This window comes from Streptomyces griseochromogenes, from assembly GCF_001542625.1.
In the GTDB taxonomy this organism is placed as follows: Bacteria; Actinomycetota; Actinomycetes; order Streptomycetales; family Streptomycetaceae; genus Streptomyces; species Streptomyces griseochromogenes.
In genome coordinates, this window is the sequence record NZ_CP016279.1 from 8582856 (window position 1) to 8600731 (window position 17876).

General features: G+C 72.4%; 21 protein-coding genes and 1 pseudogene. 7 read left to right on the top strand and 15 right to left on the bottom strand.

Going from position 1 to position 17876, the window contains the following annotated elements:
• Position 1: 1 nt before the first annotated feature.
• Complete coding sequence (gene hisI / locus AVL59_RS37220; RefSeq protein ID WP_237281781.1) at positions 2-451, bottom strand: phosphoribosyl-AMP cyclohydrolase; 450 nt, start codon at positions 449-451, stop codon at positions 2-4.
• An 82-nt stretch (positions 452-533) separates the two neighbouring features.
• Between hisI and AVL59_RS37225 the strand changes: the two genes are divergently transcribed.
• Together AVL59_RS37225 and AVL59_RS37230 are read left to right on the top strand one after the other, a co-directional pair.
• Positions 534-1169, top strand: a complete 636-nt coding sequence (locus AVL59_RS37225; RefSeq protein ID WP_067313477.1) for a TIGR03085 family metal-binding protein — start codon at positions 534-536, stop codon at positions 1167-1169.
• 10 nt (positions 1170-1179) lie between these two features.
• Positions 1180-1581, top strand: coding sequence for a glyoxalase/bleomycin resistance/extradiol dioxygenase family protein (locus tag AVL59_RS37230; protein WP_067313479.1), 402 nt, complete (start codon positions 1180-1182; stop codon positions 1579-1581).
• 2 nt (positions 1582-1583) lie between these two features.
• Here AVL59_RS37230 and AVL59_RS37235 read toward each other — a convergent pair whose 3' ends face one another.
• The 10 genes and pseudogenes from AVL59_RS37235 to hisD all read right to left on the bottom strand — a co-directional run bounded on the left by AVL59_RS37235 (position 1584) and on the right by hisD (position 9066).
• Positions 1584-2822: an MFS transporter gene (locus AVL59_RS37235; RefSeq protein ID WP_067313480.1), complete on the bottom strand. Its 1239-nt coding sequence runs from the start codon at positions 2820-2822 to the stop codon at positions 1584-1586.
• Positions 2823-2836: 14 nt separating this feature from the next.
• Positions 2837-3328: pseudogene (locus AVL59_RS37240) on the bottom strand (helix-turn-helix domain-containing protein); the annotation flags it as partial.
• A gap of 24 nt (positions 3329-3352) precedes the next feature.
• A complete protein-coding gene (gene hisF / locus AVL59_RS37245) occupies positions 3353-4108 on the bottom strand; it encodes an imidazole glycerol phosphate synthase subunit HisF (protein ID WP_067313484.1) in 756 nt (251 codons plus the stop codon).
• Positions 4105-4506 carry a RidA family protein gene (locus tag AVL59_RS37250; RefSeq protein WP_067313486.1) on the bottom strand — a complete coding sequence of 134 codons (402 nt, stop codon included), beginning with the start codon at positions 4504-4506 and terminating at the stop codon, positions 4105-4107. The genes hisF and AVL59_RS37250 overlap by 4 nt, the downstream gene beginning before the upstream one ends.
• On the bottom strand, positions 4503-5228 hold the full coding sequence (priA, locus tag AVL59_RS37255; protein ID WP_067313487.1) for a bifunctional 1-(5-phosphoribosyl)-5-((5-phosphoribosylamino)methylideneamino)imidazole-4-carboxamide isomerase/phosphoribosylanthranilate isomerase PriA: 726 nt from the start codon (positions 5226-5228) through the stop codon (positions 4503-4505). Before priA ends, AVL59_RS37250 begins: the two co-directional genes overlap by 4 nt.
• A 3-nt stretch (positions 5229-5231) precedes the next feature.
• Entirely contained in the window at positions 5232-5876 is a 645-nt protein-coding gene (gene hisH / locus AVL59_RS37260; protein WP_067313489.1) for an imidazole glycerol phosphate synthase subunit HisH, read from the bottom strand.
• On the bottom strand, positions 5867-6031 hold the full coding sequence (locus AVL59_RS53355; RefSeq protein ID WP_167549311.1) for a hypothetical protein: 165 nt from the start codon (positions 6029-6031) through the stop codon (positions 5867-5869). Before AVL59_RS53355 ends, hisH begins: the two co-directional genes overlap by 10 nt.
• Positions 6032-6035: 4 nt before the next feature.
• Entirely contained in the window at positions 6036-6638 is a 603-nt protein-coding gene (hisB, locus tag AVL59_RS37265) for an imidazoleglycerol-phosphate dehydratase HisB (RefSeq protein ID WP_067313491.1), read from the bottom strand.
• Positions 6635-7744 carry a histidinol-phosphate transaminase gene (locus AVL59_RS37270; RefSeq protein ID WP_067313493.1) on the bottom strand — a complete coding sequence of 370 codons (1110 nt, stop codon included), beginning with the start codon at positions 7742-7744 and terminating at the stop codon, positions 6635-6637. Before AVL59_RS37270 ends, hisB begins: the two co-directional genes overlap by 4 nt.
• Positions 7741-9066 carry a histidinol dehydrogenase gene (hisD, locus tag AVL59_RS37275; RefSeq protein ID WP_067313495.1) on the bottom strand — a complete coding sequence of 442 codons (1326 nt, stop codon included), beginning with the start codon at positions 9064-9066 and terminating at the stop codon, positions 7741-7743. The genes AVL59_RS37270 and hisD overlap by 4 nt, the downstream gene beginning before the upstream one ends.
• A gap of 178 nt (positions 9067-9244) precedes the next feature.
• On the opposite strand from hisD, the gene AVL59_RS37280 reads away from it, so the two are divergent.
• The 4 genes from AVL59_RS37280 to ybaK all read left to right on the top strand — a co-directional run bounded on the left by AVL59_RS37280 (position 9245) and on the right by ybaK (position 13312).
• The gene (locus AVL59_RS37280) at positions 9245-10822 is read left to right on the top strand and encodes an oxidoreductase (protein WP_067313496.1); all 1578 of its coding nucleotides are present in this window, start codon (positions 9245-9247) and stop codon (positions 10820-10822) included.
• 129 nt (positions 10823-10951) lie between these two features.
• The gene (locus AVL59_RS37285; RefSeq protein WP_099053184.1) at positions 10952-12037 is read left to right on the top strand and encodes a hypothetical protein; all 1086 of its coding nucleotides are present in this window, start codon (positions 10952-10954) and stop codon (positions 12035-12037) included.
• Between the two features lie 11 nt (positions 12038-12048).
• Positions 12049-12789, top strand: a complete 741-nt coding sequence (locus AVL59_RS37290; RefSeq protein ID WP_067313498.1) for an LON peptidase substrate-binding domain-containing protein — start codon at positions 12049-12051, stop codon at positions 12787-12789.
• Between the two features lie 22 nt (positions 12790-12811).
• Positions 12812-13312, top strand: coding sequence for a Cys-tRNA(Pro) deacylase (ybaK, locus tag AVL59_RS37295; protein WP_067313500.1), 501 nt, complete (start codon positions 12812-12814; stop codon positions 13310-13312).
• A 167-nt stretch (positions 13313-13479) separates the two neighbouring features.
• On the opposite strand, the gene AVL59_RS37300 is transcribed toward ybaK, so the two are convergent.
• From AVL59_RS37300 to AVL59_RS37315, 4 genes are all read right to left on the bottom strand, one after another.
• The gene (locus tag AVL59_RS37300) at positions 13480-14118 is read right to left on the bottom strand and encodes an AAA family ATPase (RefSeq protein WP_067313502.1); all 639 of its coding nucleotides are present in this window, start codon (positions 14116-14118) and stop codon (positions 13480-13482) included.
• Positions 14119-14152: 34 nt separating this feature from the next.
• Entirely contained in the window at positions 14153-14974 is an 822-nt protein-coding gene (locus AVL59_RS37305; protein WP_067313504.1) for an ABC transporter permease, read from the bottom strand.
• A gap of 76 nt (positions 14975-15050) precedes the next feature.
• Positions 15051-16064, bottom strand: coding sequence for an ABC transporter ATP-binding protein (locus tag AVL59_RS37310; protein WP_079147179.1), 1014 nt, complete (start codon positions 16062-16064; stop codon positions 15051-15053).
• A 151-nt stretch (positions 16065-16215) separates the two neighbouring features.
• Positions 16216-17433, bottom strand: coding sequence for an NYN domain-containing protein (locus AVL59_RS37315; protein ID WP_067318199.1), 1218 nt, complete (start codon positions 17431-17433; stop codon positions 16216-16218).
• 224 nt (positions 17434-17657) lie between these two features.
• Between AVL59_RS37315 and AVL59_RS53360 the strand changes: the two genes are divergently transcribed.
• The gene (locus AVL59_RS53360) at positions 17658-17834 is read left to right on the top strand and encodes a hypothetical protein (RefSeq protein WP_167549312.1); all 177 of its coding nucleotides are present in this window, start codon (positions 17658-17660) and stop codon (positions 17832-17834) included.
• Positions 17835-17876: the final 42 nt, after the last annotated feature.

A 17876-nucleotide genomic window follows, 5' to 3' on the forward strand; every position in this document is an offset into this window, starting at 1 on the left:
CTTACTGACCGGATGCGGGCCGGCCGGAATCGGCGTCCTTGAGGAGCACGTCGGCGTCGAAGCAGGTGCGGTCACCGGTGTGGCAGGCGGCGCCGACCTGGTCGACCTTGACCAGCACGGTGTCGGCGTCGCAGTCCAGGGCGACCGACTTCACCCACTGGAAGTGGCCCGACGTGTCGCCCTTGACCCAGTACTCCTGGCGGCTGCGCGACCAGTACGTGCAGCGGCCCGTGGTGAGCGTGCGGTGCAGCGCCTCGTCGTCCATCCAGCCGAGCATCAGCACCTCACCGGTGTCGTACTGCTGGGCGATGGCGGGCAGGAGGCCGTCGGCACTGCGCCTGAGGCGCGCGGCGATCTCCGGGTCGAGGCGGCCGGAGGCAGAACCGTCACGCGAAGCGCCTCGACGCGGGGCGGTGGTCGGGTGACGGGCGGGCGGGGGCGAGCTGGTCATGAGTGCCATTGTGCCGCGACCCACTGACGGTGACGGTCCGTGTCCACTTCGCGGACGCACCGTGTGGTCGTACGCTGATCTCATGTCGACCTTCGCCCAGCGTGAACGGCTTCTGTTCGCCGACCTCTTGGAGACCGCCGGTCCGGACGCCCCGACCCTCTGCGAGGGTTGGCGGACGCGGGACCTCGCCGCGCATGTGGTGGTGCGCGAGCGCCGTCCGGACGCCGCCGGGGGCACGCTGATCAAGCCGCTCGCGCCGCGTCTGGAGAAGGTGATGAGCGAGTACGCCGCGAAGCCGTACGAGGAGCTGATCCAGCTGATCCGTACCGGCCCGCCGCGCTTCTCGCCCTTCCAGCTCAAGCAGATCGACGAGGCGGCCAACACCGTGGAGTTCTACGTCCACGCGGAGGACGTCCGCCGCGCCCAGCAGGACTGGACGCCCCGGGAGCTCGACCCCGTCTTCCAGGAGGCCCTGTGGTCCCGTCTGGAGCGCACCGCCCGCCTGCTGGGCCGGGGCGTGCCGACGGGCCTGGTCCTCAGGCGCCCGGACGGCCAGACGGCCGTCGCCCACCGGGGCGCGCCGGTGGTGACGGCGACGGGCGAGCCGTCGGAGCTGCTGATGTTCGCCTTCGGCCGGCAGAGCGCGGCGAAGGTCGAGCTGGACGGCGACGAGAACGCGATCGCCAAGCTGCACGAGTCCAGGCAGCTGGGCATCTGAGAGGCCGGCCATGATCAAGGTCGGGATGACCGGTGTGTACGTCGACGACGTGGCGAAGGCACACGCCTTCTACACGGACGTCCTCGGCTTCGAGACCCGCACCCATCTGGACCTGGGCGGCGGCACACTGTTCATCACGGTCGGCGCGCCCGGCGGGGCCCAGCCGGACCTGCAGCTGCTGCTGGAGCCGGGTGACGGGCCCATCGCGGAGCCGTACCGCCGGGCCCTGTACGAGGCGGGGATCCCGTGCATCGTCTTCTCGGTGGACGACATCCAGGCGGAGTACGAGCGGCTGCGCGGCCTCGGTGTGCGCTTCGCGCACGAGCCGCAGGACCAGGGGCCGGTGATCGCCGCCGTGCTCGACGACACGGTCGGCAATCTGATCCAGCTGGCCCAGCCGTCCCACGGCTGAGTTCAGCGGGGCAGCTCGGCCCGGCGCAGGCCCGGGACAGCGAGGGCAACGAGCCCGCCGAGGCCGCAGACGACCGCGCTGACCACGTACACCGGGCCGAGGCCGAAGGCCCCGGTCGCGGCGGCGGCCACGGGCATGCTCAGCGGGGCGAGGCCGAGGCTGACCAGGCTGGAGACGGCGGTGACGCGGCCCAGGAAGGCGGGGTCGGACTGGGTCTGCAGCAGTGCCCCGCACAGCGCGCCGCTGAGCCCCGCGAGCAGCCCGATGAGCAGGGCCACTGCGACGGCCCCGACGAGGCTCGGGACGTAGGCGAGGGCGCCTATGGCCACGGCGCCCGTGGTGCACGCGCACCCGGTGACCAGTCCGGCGCGCGGCACCCGTCCCCGGACCGCCAGCAGCAGCGAGGCGGCCGCCGCGCCGGCGCCGAAGCCGGCCAGCACCCAGCCCATGCCGGAGGCGCCCCAGCCGCGCCGGTCGGCGAGCAGGGTCAGGCCGACGTTGAGGGGGCCGACGAAGCCGAGGTCGCCGAGGGCGATGGCCAGCATCAGCGGGGCGAGGACGTGGTGGCGGCGGATGTGGTGCAGGCCGGCTCCGAGATCGCTCCAGGCGGTCCCTGCCGACCCGGGCGTGTCGTCCTTCGGCAGGTCCCGTACGCGCACGGAGAGCAGCAGCGGCACCGATACGGCGATGAGCAGCCCGGCGAGCGCGAAGGCGGCGGACGCTCCGCCCACCGCCACACCGAGTCCGCCGAGCGGGGCGCCGACCACGCCGGCGAATCGGATGGCCAAGCCCCGCATGCCCTGGACCCGAGCGAGCTGGCCCTTCTCGGCGAGGCGGGCCGGGAGGGCGCCCACGGCCGGCATGAACACGGCGTCGACCGTGCCGAAGACCAGCGCCAGCAGGGCGAGCGGCCACAGCCCGGGGCCGGCGAGGAACAGCAGGGCGGCCACGGCGAGGACGGCCGCACAGCGCACGGCATCGCTGCCGATGACGACCCGGCGCGGCCCGAACCGGTCGGCGATCACTCCCCCGCCGAGCATCAGCACGGCCCTGGGCAGCGCGCCGGCGGACATCACCAGACCGGCCTGAGCGGGCGTTCCGGCCTGGACGGCGGCCCAGGACAGGGCGAGGTAGTAGACGCTGTCGCCCAGCATCGAGGAGGTGTAGGCGGCGAGCCAGCGCAGGATGTCGGGGTCGCGGTGGGCGTGTGCGGTGGCCGGGGGTAAGAGCGTGGCGCTCACGGAAGGGGGTCCTTTCAGACGCGGAACGGGAATCCGTACACGTGCAGCGCGACGTGCTCGCGCCCTTCCTTTTCACCGGCGGCCTCACGGGCTCGCCCCTGCTCGTCGTAGCGCTTGAGCAGGTCGTGCAAGTCCTTCTTCAGCTCGGCCAGTTCATCTGCGGTCAGCCTGAGCAGCGACTCGGAGTCATGGGCGGCCTCGCTCCACTCCGGTCCCCAGTCGGACCGCTCGCCGAGGTAGCCCAGGTACATCTCGGCGCGCTGCTCCAGGAACATCCGGGAGGCCGCCAGGTGCGCCGCCGCCTTTTCCGGAGCGTCCTGGAAATCCTCGTCGCGGATGGAGACGCCGTCGGAGGAGGGCTGCCACCAGCGCTCACGCCCGTCCGCGCTGCGCGGCTCGGCCTCCTCCACCAGTCCGTGCTCGGCCAGCTTGCGCAGGTGATAGCTGACCAGAGACACCGCCTCGTCCACCTGCTCGGCGAGTTGCGAGGCCGTCGCCGCCTTTCCTGTCTGCCGAAGCTCGGCGCAGCGTCACCGCACAGGGTGTCCCGCCGCCCGCAGGGTCTCCTTCACCTCGCCGATCCGCAGGTCCCCGAAGTGGAACACGGAGGCCGCCAGTACCGCGTCCGCGCCCGCCTCGACGGCCGGCGGGAAGTGTGCCAGCCTGCCCGCGCCGCCGGACGCGATCACCGGGACGGTGACGTGCTTGCGGACGGCCGCGATCATCTCCAGGTCGTAGCCGTCCTTGGTGCCGTCGGCGTCCATGGAGTTGAGCAGGATCTCGCCCGCGCCGAGCTCGGCGGCCCGGTGCGCCCACTCGACGGCGTCGATGCCGGTGCCGCGGCGGCCACCGTGGGTCGTCACCTCGAACGAGCCCGATGCGGTCCGGCGCGCGTCCACCGACAGCACCAGCACCTGTCGGCCGAAACGCTCGGCGATCTCGCGGATGAGGTCGGGGCGGGCGATCGCGGCGGTGTTCACGCCCACCTTGTCGGCGCCGGCCCGCAGCAGCTTGTCCACGTCCTCGGCCGTGCGGACGCCGCCGCCGACCGTCAGCGGGATGAACACCTGCTCCGCGGTGCGGCGCACCACGTCGTACGTCGTCTCCCGGTTGCCGGAGGACGCGGTGATGTCCAGGAACGTCAGCTCGTCGGCGCCCTCGGCGTCGTACACCTTGGCCATCTCGACGGGGTCGCCCGCGTCGCGCAGGTTCTGGAAGTTGACGCCCTTGACGACCCGGCCGTCGTCCACGTCCAGGCAGGGAATGACTCGGACCGCCAGGGTCATGAATCCACGGCTCCTCTGTATGCCTCTAGCTCTACTTCGACCAGGATGCGCGGGTCGACGAAGCCCTCCACGACCAGCAGGGTCGACACCGGGCGCACGGAGTCGAAGATCTCCTTGTGGGCCCGGCCCACGGCATCCACGTCCCGCACATGGGTCAGGTACATCCGCGTACGGATCACGGACTCGATGCCGAGCCCGAACTCGGCGATCGCCTCCAGCGCGCCGGTGAAGGCCACCTTGGCCTGTTCGTAGGGATCGCCCTCCCCGTACAGCACTCGGCCCTTGAAGGACGTCGTACCGGCCACCAGCACCCGATCACCCGCCACTACGGCGCGGGCGAACCCGAAGCTCTCCTCCCAGGGACTCCCGCTCTGCACGCGCCGCACGGCATCGCTCATGACGACACAGCCTCCAAGGCCTCTTCCAAGGTGAACGCCTTGGCGTACAGGGCCTTCCCGACGATGGAGCCCTCGACACCGAGGGGTACCAGCTCGGCGATGGCACGGAGGTCATCCAGGGACGACACGCCGCCGGAGGCCACGACCGGGCGGTCCGTCGCCGCGCAGACGTTCTTCAGCAGCTCCAGGTTCGGGCCCTGCAGGGTGCCGTCCTTGGCGATGTCGGTGACGACGTAGCGGGCGCAGCCCTCCTTGTCGAGGCGCTCCAGCGTCTCGTACAGGTCGCCGCCGTCGCGGGTCCAGCCGCGGCCGCGCAGGGTGGTGCCGCGCACGTCCAGGCCGACCGCGATCTTGTCGCCGTGCTCGGCGATGACCTTGGCGACCCACTCGGGGGTCTCCAGGGCGGCGGTGCCGAGGTTCACCCGGGTGCAGCCGGTGGCGAGGGCGGCGGCGAGGGTGTCGTCGTCGCGGATGCCGCCGGACAGCTCCACCTTGATGTCCATCGCCTTCGCGACCTCGGCGATCAGCTCCCGGTTGTCGCCCGTACCGAAGGCGGCGTCCAGGTCGACCAGGTGCAGCCACTCGGCGCCGGAGCGCTGCCAGGCGAGGGCCGCCTCCAGCGGGGAGCCGTAGGACGTCTCGGTGCCGGACTCGCCGTGCACGAGGCGGACGGCCTGGCCGTCGCGGACGTCGACGGCGGGGAGCAGTTCGAGCTTGGCCATGGTCTACAGGGTTCCGATCCAGTTGGTGAGGAGCTGGGCGCCGGCGTCGCCGGACTTCTCGGGGTGGAACTGGGTGGCCCACAGGGCGTCGTTCTCCACGGCCGCCACGAACGGCTTGCCGTGCGTCGACCAGGTCACCTTGGGCGGGTGCATGACCGGGTTGTGGGTCTCCAGGGTCCAGTCGTGGACCGCGTAGGAGTGCACGAAGTAGAAGCGGGCGTCCGCGTCGAGGCCCGCGAACAGCTCCGAGTCCGCCGGGGCGTCGACGGTGTTCCAGCCCATGTGGGGCACGACGTCGGCCTGGAGCGGCTCGACCGTGCCGGGCCACTCGTCCAGGCCCTCGGCCTCCACTCCGTGCTCGATGCCGCGCGCGAACAGGATCTGCATGCCGACGCAGATGCCCATCACCGGGCGTCCGCCGGACAGCCGGCGGTCGACGACCCAGTCACCGCGGGCCGCGCGCAGCCCCTGCATACAGGCGGCGAAGGCGCCGACGCCCGGTACCAGCAGGCCGTCGGCGTTCATCGCCTTGTCGAAGTCACGCGTTATCTCGACGTCGGCCCCCACGCGCGCGAGGGCGCGCTCGGCGGAGCGGACGTTGCCGAAGCCGTAGTCGAAGACGACGACTCGCTTGGCGCTCAATTCCACACCTCCAGCCGCATGACGCCCGCGACGAGGCACATGGCCGCGCCGATGGAGAGCAGCACGATGAGGCTCGTGGGCATCTTCTGCTTGACGAAGGAGACGATGCCGCCGACGAGGAAGAGGCCGACGACGATCAGGATCGTGGACAGACCGTTCATGGGTTTACAGCGCGCCCTTCGTGGAGGGGAGGATGCCGGCCGCGCGCGGGTCGCGCTCGCTGGCGTAACGCAGGGCCCGGGCGAGCGCCTTGAACTGGCACTCCACGATGTGGTGCGCGTTGCGCCCGTAGGGCACGTGCACGTGCAGCGCGATCTGCGCCTGGGCGACGAAGGACTCGAGTATGTGCCGGGTCATCGTCGTGTCGTACTCGCCGATCATCGGCGCCATGTTCTCGGGCTCGGTGTGCACGAGGTAAGGGCGGCCGGACAGGTCGACGGTGACCTGGGCGAGGGACTCGTCCAGGGGGACGGTGCAGTTGCCGAAGCGGTAGATCCCCACCTTGTCGCCGAGCGCCTGCTTGAAGGCGGCGCCGAGCGCGAGGGCGGTGTCCTCGATGGTGTGGTGGGAGTCGATGTGCAGATCGCCGTCCGTCTTCACGGTCAGGTCGAACAGGCCGTGCCGGCCGAGCTGGTCGAGCATGTGGTCGTAGAAGCCGACGCCGGTGGCGATGTCGGTCCGCCCGGTGCCGTCGAGATCGATCTCGACCAGCACCGAGGTCTCCTTGGTGGTCCGTTCGACTCTTCCGACGCGCGCTTCGCGGGTCATGCCTCAAGCTCCTTCTTCACTTCACGGACCGCGTCGAGGAACGCGTCGTTCTCTTCGGGGGTTCCGGCGGACACCCGCAGCCATCCCGGTACGCCGTTGTCCCGCACCAGGACCCCTCGGTCGAGGATCTTCCGCCAGACCTCGTGGGCGTTCTCGAACCGGCCGAACTGTACGAAGTTCGCGTCGGACTCCACGACGGCGTAGCCCGCCGCGCGCAGCTCGGCGACCAGCCGGTCCCGCTCCGCCTTGAGCTGCTCGACGTACTTCAGCAGCGTGTCCGTGTGCTCCAGGGCGGCCAGGGCGGTCGCCTGGGTGATGGCCGAGAGGTGGTACGGCAGCCGGACGAGCTGGACGGCGTCCACGACCGCCGGGTGCGCGGCGAGGTAGCCGAGGCGCAGGCCCGCGGCGCCGAACGCCTTCGACATGGTGCGGGAGACGACCAGGTACGGCCGGCCCTCCAGCAGCGGCAGCAGCGAGTCGCCGTGGCTGAACTCGATGTAGGCCTCGTCCACGACCACCATCGACGGCCCGGCCGCCTGGGCCGCGTCGTACAGCGCGAGGACCGTCTCGGGCGGGACCGCGTTGCCGGTGGGGTTGTTGGGGGTGGTGATGAAGACGACGTCGGGCCGGTGCTCGGCGATGACCCGCTCGGCCGCGGCGAGGTCGATCGTGAAGTCCTCGGAGCGCGGGCCGGAGAGCCAGGCCGTACCGGTGCCGCGCGCGATGAGCGCGTGCATCGAGTACGACGGCTCGAAGCCGATGGCGGTGCGGCCCGGTCCGCCGAAGGTCTGCAGCAGCTGCTGGATGACCTCGTTGGAGCCGTTGGCCGCCCACACGTTCTCGATGCCGAGCGGGTACTTGCCCGTCCTCGTCAGGTACTTGGCCAGCTCGGCGCGCAGCTGGACCGCGTCCCGGTCGGGGTAGCGGTTCAGGTCGCGGGCCGCCTCCCGTACCCGCTCCGCGATGCGCTCGACGAGCGGCTCGGGCAGCGGGTAGGGGTTCTCGTTCGTGTTCAGCCGTACGGGGACGTCCAGTTGGGGCGCGCCGTAGGGGGACTTGCCGCGCAGCTCGTCCCGTACGGGGAGATCGTCGATTCCGAAGCTCACTTGCTCGTCGGTACCTTCCAGCCGAACCTCGCCTTGACAGCCGCGCCGTGCGCGGGCAGGTCCTCCGCCTCGGCCAGCGTCACCACGTGGTGCGCGACCTCGGCCAGCGCGTCCTTCGTGTAGTCGACGATGTGGATGCCGCGCAGGAAGGACTGGACGGACAGGCCCGAGGAGTGGCAGGCACAGCCGCCCGTGGGCAGGACGTGGTTGGACCCGGCCGCGTAGTCGCCGAGCGAGACCGGGGCCCAGGGGCCGATGAAGATCGCGCCGGCGTTCCTGACCCGGTCGGCGACCCGGGCGGCGTCGGCGGTCTGGATCTCCAGGTGCTCGGCGCCGTACGCGTCGACCACCCTGAGACCTTCCTCGATGCCGTCCACCAGCACGATCGCGGACTGCTTGCCCGCGAGGGCCGGGCGGATGCGGTCCTCGACGTGCTTGGTGGCCGCGACCTGCGGCTCCAGCTCCTTCGCCACCGCGTCGGCCAGCTCGACGGAGTCGGTGACCAGCACGGCCGCCGCGAGCGGGTCGTGCTCGGCCTGGCTGATCAGGTCCGAGGCCACGTGCACCGGGTCGGCGGTGTCGTCCGCGAGGACCGCGATCTCGGTGGGGCCGGCCTCGGCGTCGATGCCGATCTTGCCGGTGAAGTAGCGCTTGGCGGCGGCGACCCAGATGTTGCCCGGGCCCGTGACCATGTTCGCGGGCGGGCAGGACTCGGTGCCGTAGGCGAACATCGCGACGGCGGTGGCGCCGCCTGCCGCATAGACCTCGTCCACGCCGAGCAGGGCGCACGCGGCGAGGATCGTCGGGTGCGGCAGGCCCGCGAACTCCGCCTGGGCCGGGGAGGCGAGCGCGATCGACTCGACGCCTGCCTCCTGCGCCGGCACCACGTTCATGATCACGGAGGACGGGTAGACCGAGCGGCCGCCGGGCGCGTAGAGCCCGACCCGCTCGACCGGCACCCACTTCTCGGTCACGGACCCGCCGGGCACGACCTGGGTGGTGTGCGTGCTGCGGCGCTGCTCGCGGTGGACCAGGCGGGCGCGGCGGATCGACTCCTCCAGGGCCGCGCGCACGGCCGGGTCGAGGGCCTCGAGCGCTTCTGCGAGCGCCTGGACCGGGACACGGACGGATTCCAGCCGTACTCCGTCGAACCTCTCGGCGAAGTCGATCAGCGCCGCGTCGCCCCGATGATGCACGGCCTCGCAGATCGGGCGCACCTTCTCCAGGGCGGCCTGAACGTCGAAGTCGGCTCGGGGCAGCAGGTCGCGCAGGGCGGGGCCCTCGGGAAGGGCGTCGCCGCGCAGATCGATTCGGGAGATCACGGTTCCAATTCTCTCAGACCGGGGTCGGCGGCCGTCCGTGCGTATCAATGGCTGATACAGAACCTGGCCGGAAGCCGGAAGATCACCCTCACGTCTAGTGTTCCGGGCGTCACTCAGCGGGCATGAACGGGTGTACGACACAGGTGACCCACAAGTAGGCAGGGAAGAAGGAAGAGCGGTGACCGAGGGGGCCGGCCTGCGCGCCGGGGACCTGCCGGACGACCTGACCGCTGCCGAGGCGGGCATGTGGCAGGCCTTCCGCAACGGCAGCGTGTACGACCTGAGCAGCGGGGACGCCGCTGTCGACGATCCGCACGGAGCGCACCCCTGGGGGCCCGAGCGGAGCGTGCGGGCGCGTATCGTCTGCTGGCTGCTGCTGGACGGGCCGCCCGCGCTCGCGGGCCGGGTGTCCTCGCTGAAGCTGGCCGGTGTGCGGATCACCGGCACGCTGGACCTGGCGGGCGGCACGGTCATGCCGTACATGGAGATGCGCGGCTGCCGCTTCGACCACGAGATCCTGCTGCCCGAGGCCCGCTTCACGACCGTGCGCCTGGTGGACTGCGCGGTGCCGCGCCTGGAGGCGGCCCGGGTGCACACCGAGGGCGATCTGCACCTGCCGCGCTGCCGCTTCCAGAACGGGGTGCGGCTGACCGACGCGCACATCGGCACCGATCTGCTGCTCAACCAGGCGGTCGTGTACCGGGACCGCAGCGGCCGCTCGATCGCCGCGGACGGCATGACCGTCGGCCAGGACCTGCAGGCGGAGCTCCTGGAGTCGCACGGCGAGTTCAGCCTGCGCAGTGCCAAGGTCGGGGTCTCGCTGAGCCTGCGCGGAGCGAAACTGGCCAATCCGTACGCGCGGCTCGCCCTGAACGCGCCGCAGCTGACCGTCGGGCGCACCCTGTATCTGACCCCGGCCGGTGTGGGCAGCCCGCTGCTGAGCGGGACGACTCCCGCGCGCGGGACGCGGATCCAGCGCTTCGAGGCCCAGGGCGGGGTACGGCTGGACGACGGCCGGTTCGGGGACGCCATCGACCTGGAGCGGGCCCGGTTCGTCCTCACCGACGACCAGGTGCTGTCGCTGCGCCGGGTGCAGACGCCGGAGCTGCGCTTCCTCGGGGACGGCCCGCAGCGCGGCCAGGTGCTGCTGTCCGGCGCGCGGATCGTCAACCTGGTGGACCGCGCCGACAGCTGGCCGGGCCCGGGCAGTCTGCACATGGGCGGTTTCACGTACGAGAACCTGGTCCCGCGGGGCCCCTTCCCGCTGACCCGGCGGCTGGACTGGGTGACCGCGGCCACCGCCGAGTACAACCCGGAGCCGTACGAGCGGCTGGCCGCCGTGCTGCGCGCGGCCGGGGAGGACGAGGATGCCCGCGAGGTGCTGCTCGCCAAGCAGCGCCGGCGCCGCGAGACGCTGCCGCTGGCCACCAAGTTCTGGGGTTACGTCCAGGACTGGACGGTGGCCTACGGCTACCGCCCCGGCCGGGCCGCGGTGTGGATGGCGGTGCTGTGGGCGGCGGGCACGCTCGCGTTCTCGCACGCCGCCCACCCGCCGGTGAACTCCGGCGGGCATCCGTCCTGGAGCCCCGCCCTGTTCACGCTGGATCTCCTGTTACCCGTGATCGACCTGGGCCAGGTCGGCCAGTGGCAGCTGCGTGGCGGCTGGCAGTGGCTGTCCGCGGCGATGATCATGCTGGGCTGGATCCTGGCGACGACGGTGGCGGCGGGTGCGACCCGGCTGCTGCGGCGGAGCTGACGCCCGATTCGCCGACAGGTCGCCCACAAGGGACGAACAGACACCTTTTACCTGTCTTTGACCGTCGGCCGTACAACCTTCCATGACTTGTCCGGAGCCTCTGGCGCAGCCACGACCAGCGGACTTTCAATGGTCGACACCATGGCTCTGCTGCCGGCGTTCCTCCGCCCCACACGGATGACACGACGTGCCTCGCGCCCTGCCGCGCCCCCGTCGGCCGGTGACGAGGCCGTCCTCGACGCGCCTGACGAGCGTCTCTCCCCCGCGCTGGTCGCGGCCGGCCGGGGCGAGTACGGCGCCGCCGCCGCGCTGCTCGCCGCCACCCGCGCGGCCGCCGAGTGGGAGGACCGCGACCGCTGGACCAAACGCCTCGCCGCCTTCGCCCGCTCACGCCCCGAGTGGTTCGAGGAATGGCGCGCGGCCGCCCCCGAGGACCCCGACACGCTGCTGGTCGGTGCCCAGCTGGCGGTGGACCGCGTCTGGCCCTCCCCGGCCCGCGCCGAGCTGCTGCGCGAGACCAGCCCGCTGATCACGGCCGCGGCCCGCGCCGACGACCGCGACCCGGTGCCGTGGCGGATCGCGCTCGACCACGCACGCGGCTCCCGGGCCGGCCACCGCTATTTCGAGGAGCTGTGGGAGGCGGCGGTCCGGCGCGCCCCGCACCACTACGGCTGCCATGTGGCCGCCCTGCGCTATCTCGGCACCTTCTGCTGCTCCGTATGGGGCGACGCCCCCCACACTCCCCGTGATTCGCACCGCGAGTGCTTCGACTTCGCCGACCTGGCCGCGCAGGACGCCCCGACCGACTCGCTCGTGCAGGCTCTGCCGGCCCGGGCGGCCTTCGCCTACCTGACCGACGACCGCGGTCCCGCGCTGCCGCGCGAGCGGCTGGACGCCGCGGCCGACCGCGCGGTCGCGCTCTCCGCCCGGTTCCCGGCGGCCGACCCCTGGCCGGCCGAGACCCGCAACAAGCTGCTCTACGTCCTGCTGCGGCTGGAGCGCTGGGACGACGCCCGCGCCCAGCTGCGGCTGATCGGACCGTACGCCACCTCCTTCCCCTGGGACCGGATCTCGGACGACCCGCTGGGCCTCTTCCTGCGGCTGCGCGAGGAACTCCTGAACGGGACCGGCGGGCCGGGTCTTGAGGGCCTGCTGCCCGCTCCGCCGAGACCACGGAGCGGGCGGGGCGGACACGCCCGCTCCGGTGACCATTAGGCTGGGGCGCCGTGACCACCGTCCGTCTCCCGCTCTTTCCGCTGAACTCGGTGCTGTTCCCGGGGCTCGTGCTTCCGCTGAACGTGTTCGAGGAGCGCTATCGCGCCCTGATGCGCGAACTGTTGAAGACCCCCGAGGACGAGCCGCGCCGGTTCGTCGTCGTGGCCATCCGCGACGGCTACGAGGTGGCGCCCAGCGCTCCGGGCATGCCGGACCCGACCACACAGCCCGAGCGCGGCCCGGCGGCCGGGTTCGGCCCCGACCCGCTCATGGCCTTCCAGCAGGTGGGCTGCGTGGCGGACGCGGCGACCATCCGGGAGCGTGCCGACGGCACCTTCGAGGTGCTGTCGACCGGGACGACCCGGGTGCGGCTGCTGTCCGTGGACGCGTCGGGCCCGTTCCTGACGGCGGAGCTGGAGGAGCTGCCGGACCAGCCCGGCGACGAGGCGGGCGCACTGGCGGACGGGGTGTTGCGCGCCTTCCGCCAGTACCAGAAGCGGCTGGCGGGCGCCCGCGAACGCTCGCTCTCGACGGGCGCCGACCTTCCGGACGACCCGTCGGTGGTCTCCTACCTCGTCGCCGCGGCGATGGTCCTCGACACACCGACGAAGCAGCGGCTGCTCCAGGCACCGGACATCGCCTCCCGGCTCCGGGACGAGCTGAAACTGCTTCGCGCGGAGACGGCGATCATCCGTAGCCTGCCCTCGTTGCCCGCGTTCGAGCTGACGCGGACGCCGACCAGTCTGAACTGAGGGAACCGAGGCCGACACCCCGATGGCGAAGAAGTCGAAGAAGCAGCAGTCCGGTGGCACCCCGGCGACCGTGGCCCTGACGACGGCGGGCGTGGACTACACGGTCCACGCCTACGACCACGACCCCTCCCACGCCTCCTACGGCGAGGAGGCCGCGGAGGCGATGGGCGTCCCGCCCGACCGGGTCTTCAAGACCCTGGTGGCCGACGTGGACGGCGCCCTGACGGTGGCGGTGGTCCCGGTGTCCGGCACGCTGGATCTCAAGGCCCTGGCGGCGGCGGTGGGCGGCAAGCGGGCCACCATGGCCGACCCCGCCCTCGCCGAGCGCACCACCGGCTATGTCCGCGGCGGCATCTCCCCGCTGGGCCAGCGCAAGAAGCTGCCGACGGTGCTGGACGACTCGGCCGACACCCACCCCACGATCTGTGTCTCGGCGGGTCGCAGAGGCCTGGAGGTCGAACTGTCCCCCGGCGACCTGGCCGACCTGACGGCAGCGGTACTGGCACCGATCGGCAGAGGCTGATAGCCGGGCCACTGAGCCGACCGATCCCGGAACGACCCACCGGGCCCGGAACGACCACGTGACGAGACCTTCAGGCCGAGCAAGCCCGGAGTGACCACGCGCCCGGCCCTTCAAACCGACCGAGCCTGGTGGGCGGGTGGGAGGCCGGGTCCGGGGCGGAACCCCGGCTACGGCTGCTCCGGGTACATCGGCTCGGGATCCCGCGGCCCGAACAGCGCCGTGAGCCCGAGATGCACCAGCAGCCCGGCCAGCGGCCAGGCCAGCAGCGCGCCCTTCGCCCCCAGCTTCAACGGCGCCGAGAAGGTGACCCCCTTCCCCACCGCCTTCGCGTGCGCGATCACATCGGACTCGGGGCCCAGCCACACCCCCAGCCGCCAGGCGAGCAGCGACCCGAGCAATCCGCCGAGGCCGAGTGCCACCACGGCCGGCACGCCCCCACGCCGCCGCAGCAGGAACACCACCACCCCGCTGACCAGCCCGAAGGCCAGCCCCAGCAGCGTGAACGTCCCGTCCACCCCGATGGCCTGCTCCCCCTCGGTGTCCTTGAGGTAGACGACCCAGCTGCGGTCGAGCTCCTCGCCCACGAGCGGCACATGCGGCGCCAGCCACGACCACAGCAGCCCGAGCAGCACTCCGCCGAGTGCCACGGCCACCGTGATCACGACGGCCTCCCGCACTTCTGTCTTCATTCCAGGGCCGTCCTCTTCGTACCAGCCCGCCACCGGCGCCCCGGCAGGCGGAGCCTGCCGGACCTGGTGCGGGGAGTCGTCGTGCGGCGGCGGAGGCGGCGTCAGCGGTGCGGTCACCCCGCCATCGTGCCAGGTCGCGCTGTGCGCCGCGTCACCGGACGGCCGCCCTGCGGTACGCCCAGGCCGCCACGGCCAGCGAGACGACCCCGACGCCCGCGCACACCCCCAGGTCAGCGAGGACGACGGCCCAGTCGGGGTGCGCCCCGAAGGTCCGCGCGTAGGCCTCCACGCCGTAGGTCGACGGCAGCAGATCCCGCGCCAGCCGCACGATCTCCGGCATCCGGTCGGCCGGCAGCACGCCCAGCAGCAGCGCCGCGGACATGCCCAGCTGTCCGAGCAGTGTGGCCAGCTCGGGCCGCGGCGCGAGCAGCCCGCAGGCGGCGCCCAGCCCGGCCAGCGCTGCCCCGGCGAGCGGGATCACGGCCACCAGGATCCACAGGTTGGACAGCGGCAGACCGAACAGCACACACCCGAAGACGGCGGTCACCAAGGTCCCCGGCACGGTGAAGGAGGCGTACGCCCCCGCCGCGCCCAGCACGACCGCGGCCGGCGGCACCGGCAGCGTGGCGTAGTGATCGAGCCCGCCGCTGGCCCGCAGCTGCCCGAAGTACTGCGACAGCAGATTCAGCGCGACATAGGCGACGACCAGCACCGACGACCCGGCCACCACGGACCGCGCCTCGCCGGCGCTGTCGACGACGCCGCGCATCATCACGGTGATGCCGACGGACTGGAAGGTCGCCACGAACAGCAACGGGATGCGGGCCACCCGGGCCCGGGACAGCTGCGCCCGGTAGACGGCCACCAGCGAGGGCCACAGCCGTGCGGGCGGCCCGAGTTCGGCCGCGCCCCGGGCCGCCTGTGGCACGGCCCGGGCATCGCCCGGCAGCACCTCGGCGGGTACGACACTCACGACGACCTGCTCCTCTTCCCTACGGCGGCCATGCCACCGTCCCACAGGGACCATACGGATACGACAAGCCGCGCGCTCATGCCTTCACCAGCCCCTGCCGTGCCGCGCCGCCCAGCGCCAGATAGACGTCCTCCAGGCTGGGCGTGGCGAGGGTGAAGTCGTCCAGGGCGGCGAAGGCGGCCCCGCCGGTCACCGTGGCGACGGCGGCCCGTGCCTCCTCGGGCGCCAGCCGCAGCGTCCAGCGCCGGCCGGACTCCACGGCCCGCTCGCGCAGCACGGCGACCTCGGGCACGTCCAGTGGCGCGGACTCCCGCCACACCAGCTCGACCCGCACCTCGCCGGAGACCTGTTCCTTGAGTCCGGCCGGGGTGTCGCAGGCGATGACCCGGCCCTGGTCCAGGACGGCGACCCGGTCCAGGACGGTCTCGGCCTCGATGACGTTGTGGGTGACCAGCACCACGGTCGTACCGTGCTCGGCCCGCCGCCGGTCCACGGCCGCCCACACCGCGCGCCGGGCCACCGGGTCCATGCCGGTGGTCGGCTCGTCCAGCACGAGTAGCGGGCGCCGGCCGACGAGGGCGGCGGCGAAGCAGGCGAGCCGCCGCTGGCCCCCGGACAGTTTCTTCAGCGCCCGCCCGGCGATCGGCGTGAGCCCGAGTTCCTCGATCACCGCGTCCCGCTCGGCGCGCGCCCCGCGTACGTCGAGTCCGCGCAGCCGTCCGGTGGTCTCCGCGGCCAGGGAGACGGTCAGCTCGTCGAGCGCGGAGGACTCCTGGCCGAGATAGGCGAGGATGCGCGCGGCCCGCTCGGGGTGGCGCACGATGTCATGGCCGAGGATCTCGACGCTTCCGGCGTCGGGGCGCAGCAGTCCGGTGAGCTGCCGTACGAGGGTGGACTTGCCGGCGCCGTTCGGCCCGAGCAGCCCGAAGATCTCTCCGCGGCGCACGTCCAGGGTCACGCCGTCGGTGGCCCGCACCTCGGGAGTGGCGGGCGTCCCGCGCCGTCCCTTGACGGGCGGATAGGTCTTGCCGAGTCCGCGCACGCGTACGGCCTCGTCATGCCGAAGTGCCTGTCCCGCGCGCGTACTCACAAGGGACGAGACTACGGGGTCCGAACCCTTTACTCGTCTTTGGGGGCTCGTCCCGCTCCGCCGCGGAGCGGAACCCCGCCGCGACGGCGATCAGCCACGACGGCGGAGACCGGCGGTGCCGAAGCCACCGCACCTGCCCGCGACGGCCCGCTCACTCCCCGGCAGGGGCGTGCTCCGCCGCCGCCGGCACATCGAACTCGCGCCAGAAGCCCGCTCGGATGGCGTAACGGTCGTGATCGTCGATCTGGTCGTCCTTGTGCGCGAGCAGGCCGAAGCGGGCGGCGTACCGCAGCAGCTCGCCGTCGATGCGGTGCGGGATGCGCGGATACATCGAGGACAGCCTCTGCAGATGGCCCTGGTCGCCGAGCCGGGACATCCACCGGCGGGCGAAGACCTGCCCCACCTCGTACGGGTCGCCGCCGACGGTGGTGATGTCCTCCTCCCGGTCGGCCCACCGCTGCTCGGCGGTGGTCAGCTGGGCCAGAGTCGGCATGGAGGCGACCTCGGGCGGCTCGGAGACCGCTCCCGGACGGTCCACCCAGCCCTTGTCGGAGGACCACCTCAGGGTCGCGGTCGTCGGATGCTGCACGCCCTGCGCACCGGGTGCGCGCAGGGCGGCGAGGTCCTTCGGGGTGGGTACGCCCTTGGGGGCGGGCACCCGCTCCTGGGCGCCGTTCTCCGACGCGGCGGCCGGCGGGCGGGCGCCCTCCTCGGCGGACCGCTCGGCGGCCGCGGCGAGCGCGGACTCGGGCAACGGCGCGGAGAGGATGGCCGCGATCTCGGGGCGGGGCGCGGGCGGCGGCGCGCAGACGCCGGTCAGTTCCTTGGCGCGGACCGCCTGGGTGATCCAGGCCCGGTCCAGGACGCGCCGCTCGTCGGCCTCGGCGACCAGGTCCTCGGACTGGTTGTAGTCCCCGTCGGCGGCCTGCACCGCCCACAGGTGGACGGCGACGCCGTGCTCCTTGGCGGCCATCATGCCGGGCAGCAGATCGCCGTCGCCGGTGACCAGGACGACGTCGGAGCAGGCGCGGTTGCGGGCCAGTTCGGTCAGCTCGGCGTGCATGGCGGCGTCCACGCCCTTCTGCGCCCACCGTCCGTCACTGCGAGTGAGGGCGCCGAGCCGGACGGTGACCCTGGGCATCACGCGCAGCCGCCGGTGCTCCGGCTGGGGAACGCGGTCGGGGGCGCCGTCGAACCAGTAGATGCGCAGCAGCGGGCGCTCGGTCTCCGACTCGGCGCGTTCGCGCAGGGCCTGGATCAGCGCGGTGTGGTCGACGGTGATCCGGGACCGCGAGGGCTCGCCGGCGAGGAGGCTGGCGGCGGCACCCAGCAGATACCCGGCGTCCACCAGGACGATGCAGCGGTCCACGCGACTCACCCTCTTCCCAGGAGGCTTTGCTTCGGACTTCCTTCGAGTCTGCCCGACTGCGCGAGGGTTAACGGCCCGAACTCGATCTTCGGCGTGGCGTTACAGCATTCCCTGGCCCGTCCACGCTGTTACACACGGTAATTATCCGACATGCGCCTGATGTCAGCTTATGTGAATCTGATCCCGGCCCTGGCCCCTAGATCCCCCGCAGGAGGCAGATCACCATGGCCAAGAACAAGAACCGCAAGCAGGGTGGCCCGCAGAGCCGCGCCTCGCAGGCCGAGCAGGCTCAGGAGCGCGCACAGCGGTCGTCCACGGAGGCGCACGAGTCCCCGATGCACGTCCCGGGCAGCCCGTCGGACGTTGCTCGTAAGCAGCAGAAGCGCTTCGGCCACAACTAAAGGGCACTTGAAGCCCAGGCACACGGAAGGGGCGCACCCGCA

Coding starts and splice junctions, on each gene's coding strand:
- AVL59_RS37285 (WP_099053184.1), top strand. CDS start 10,952: ATGGTCGACACCATGGCTCTGCTGCCGGCGTTCCTCCGCCCCACACGG.
- AVL59_RS53360 (WP_167549312.1), top strand. CDS start 17,658: ATGGCCAAGAACAAGAACCGCAAGCAGGGTGGCCCGCAGAGCCGCGCC.
- ybaK (WP_067313500.1), top strand. CDS start 12,812: ATGGCGAAGAAGTCGAAGAAGCAGCAGTCCGGTGGCACCCCGGCGACC.
- hisI (WP_237281781.1), bottom strand. CDS start 451: ATGACCAGCTCGCCCCCGCCCGCCCGTCACCCGACCACCGCCCCGCGT.
- AVL59_RS53355 (WP_167549311.1), bottom strand. CDS start 6,031: ATGAACGGTCTGTCCACGATCCTGATCGTCGTCGGCCTCTTCCTCGTC.
- AVL59_RS37250 (WP_067313486.1), bottom strand. CDS start 4,506: ATGAGCGATGCCGTGCGGCGCGTGCAGAGCGGGAGTCCCTGGGAGGAG.
- AVL59_RS37230 (WP_067313479.1), top strand. CDS start 1,180: ATGATCAAGGTCGGGATGACCGGTGTGTACGTCGACGACGTGGCGAAG.
- AVL59_RS37225 (WP_067313477.1), top strand. CDS start 534: ATGTCGACCTTCGCCCAGCGTGAACGGCTTCTGTTCGCCGACCTCTTG.
- priA (WP_067313487.1), bottom strand. CDS start 5,228: ATGGCCAAGCTCGAACTGCTCCCCGCCGTCGACGTCCGCGACGGCCAG.
- hisB (WP_067313491.1), bottom strand. CDS start 6,638: ATGACCCGCGAAGCGCGCGTCGGAAGAGTCGAACGGACCACCAAGGAG.
- hisF (WP_067313484.1), bottom strand. CDS start 4,108: ATGACCCTGGCGGTCCGAGTCATTCCCTGCCTGGACGTGGACGACGGC.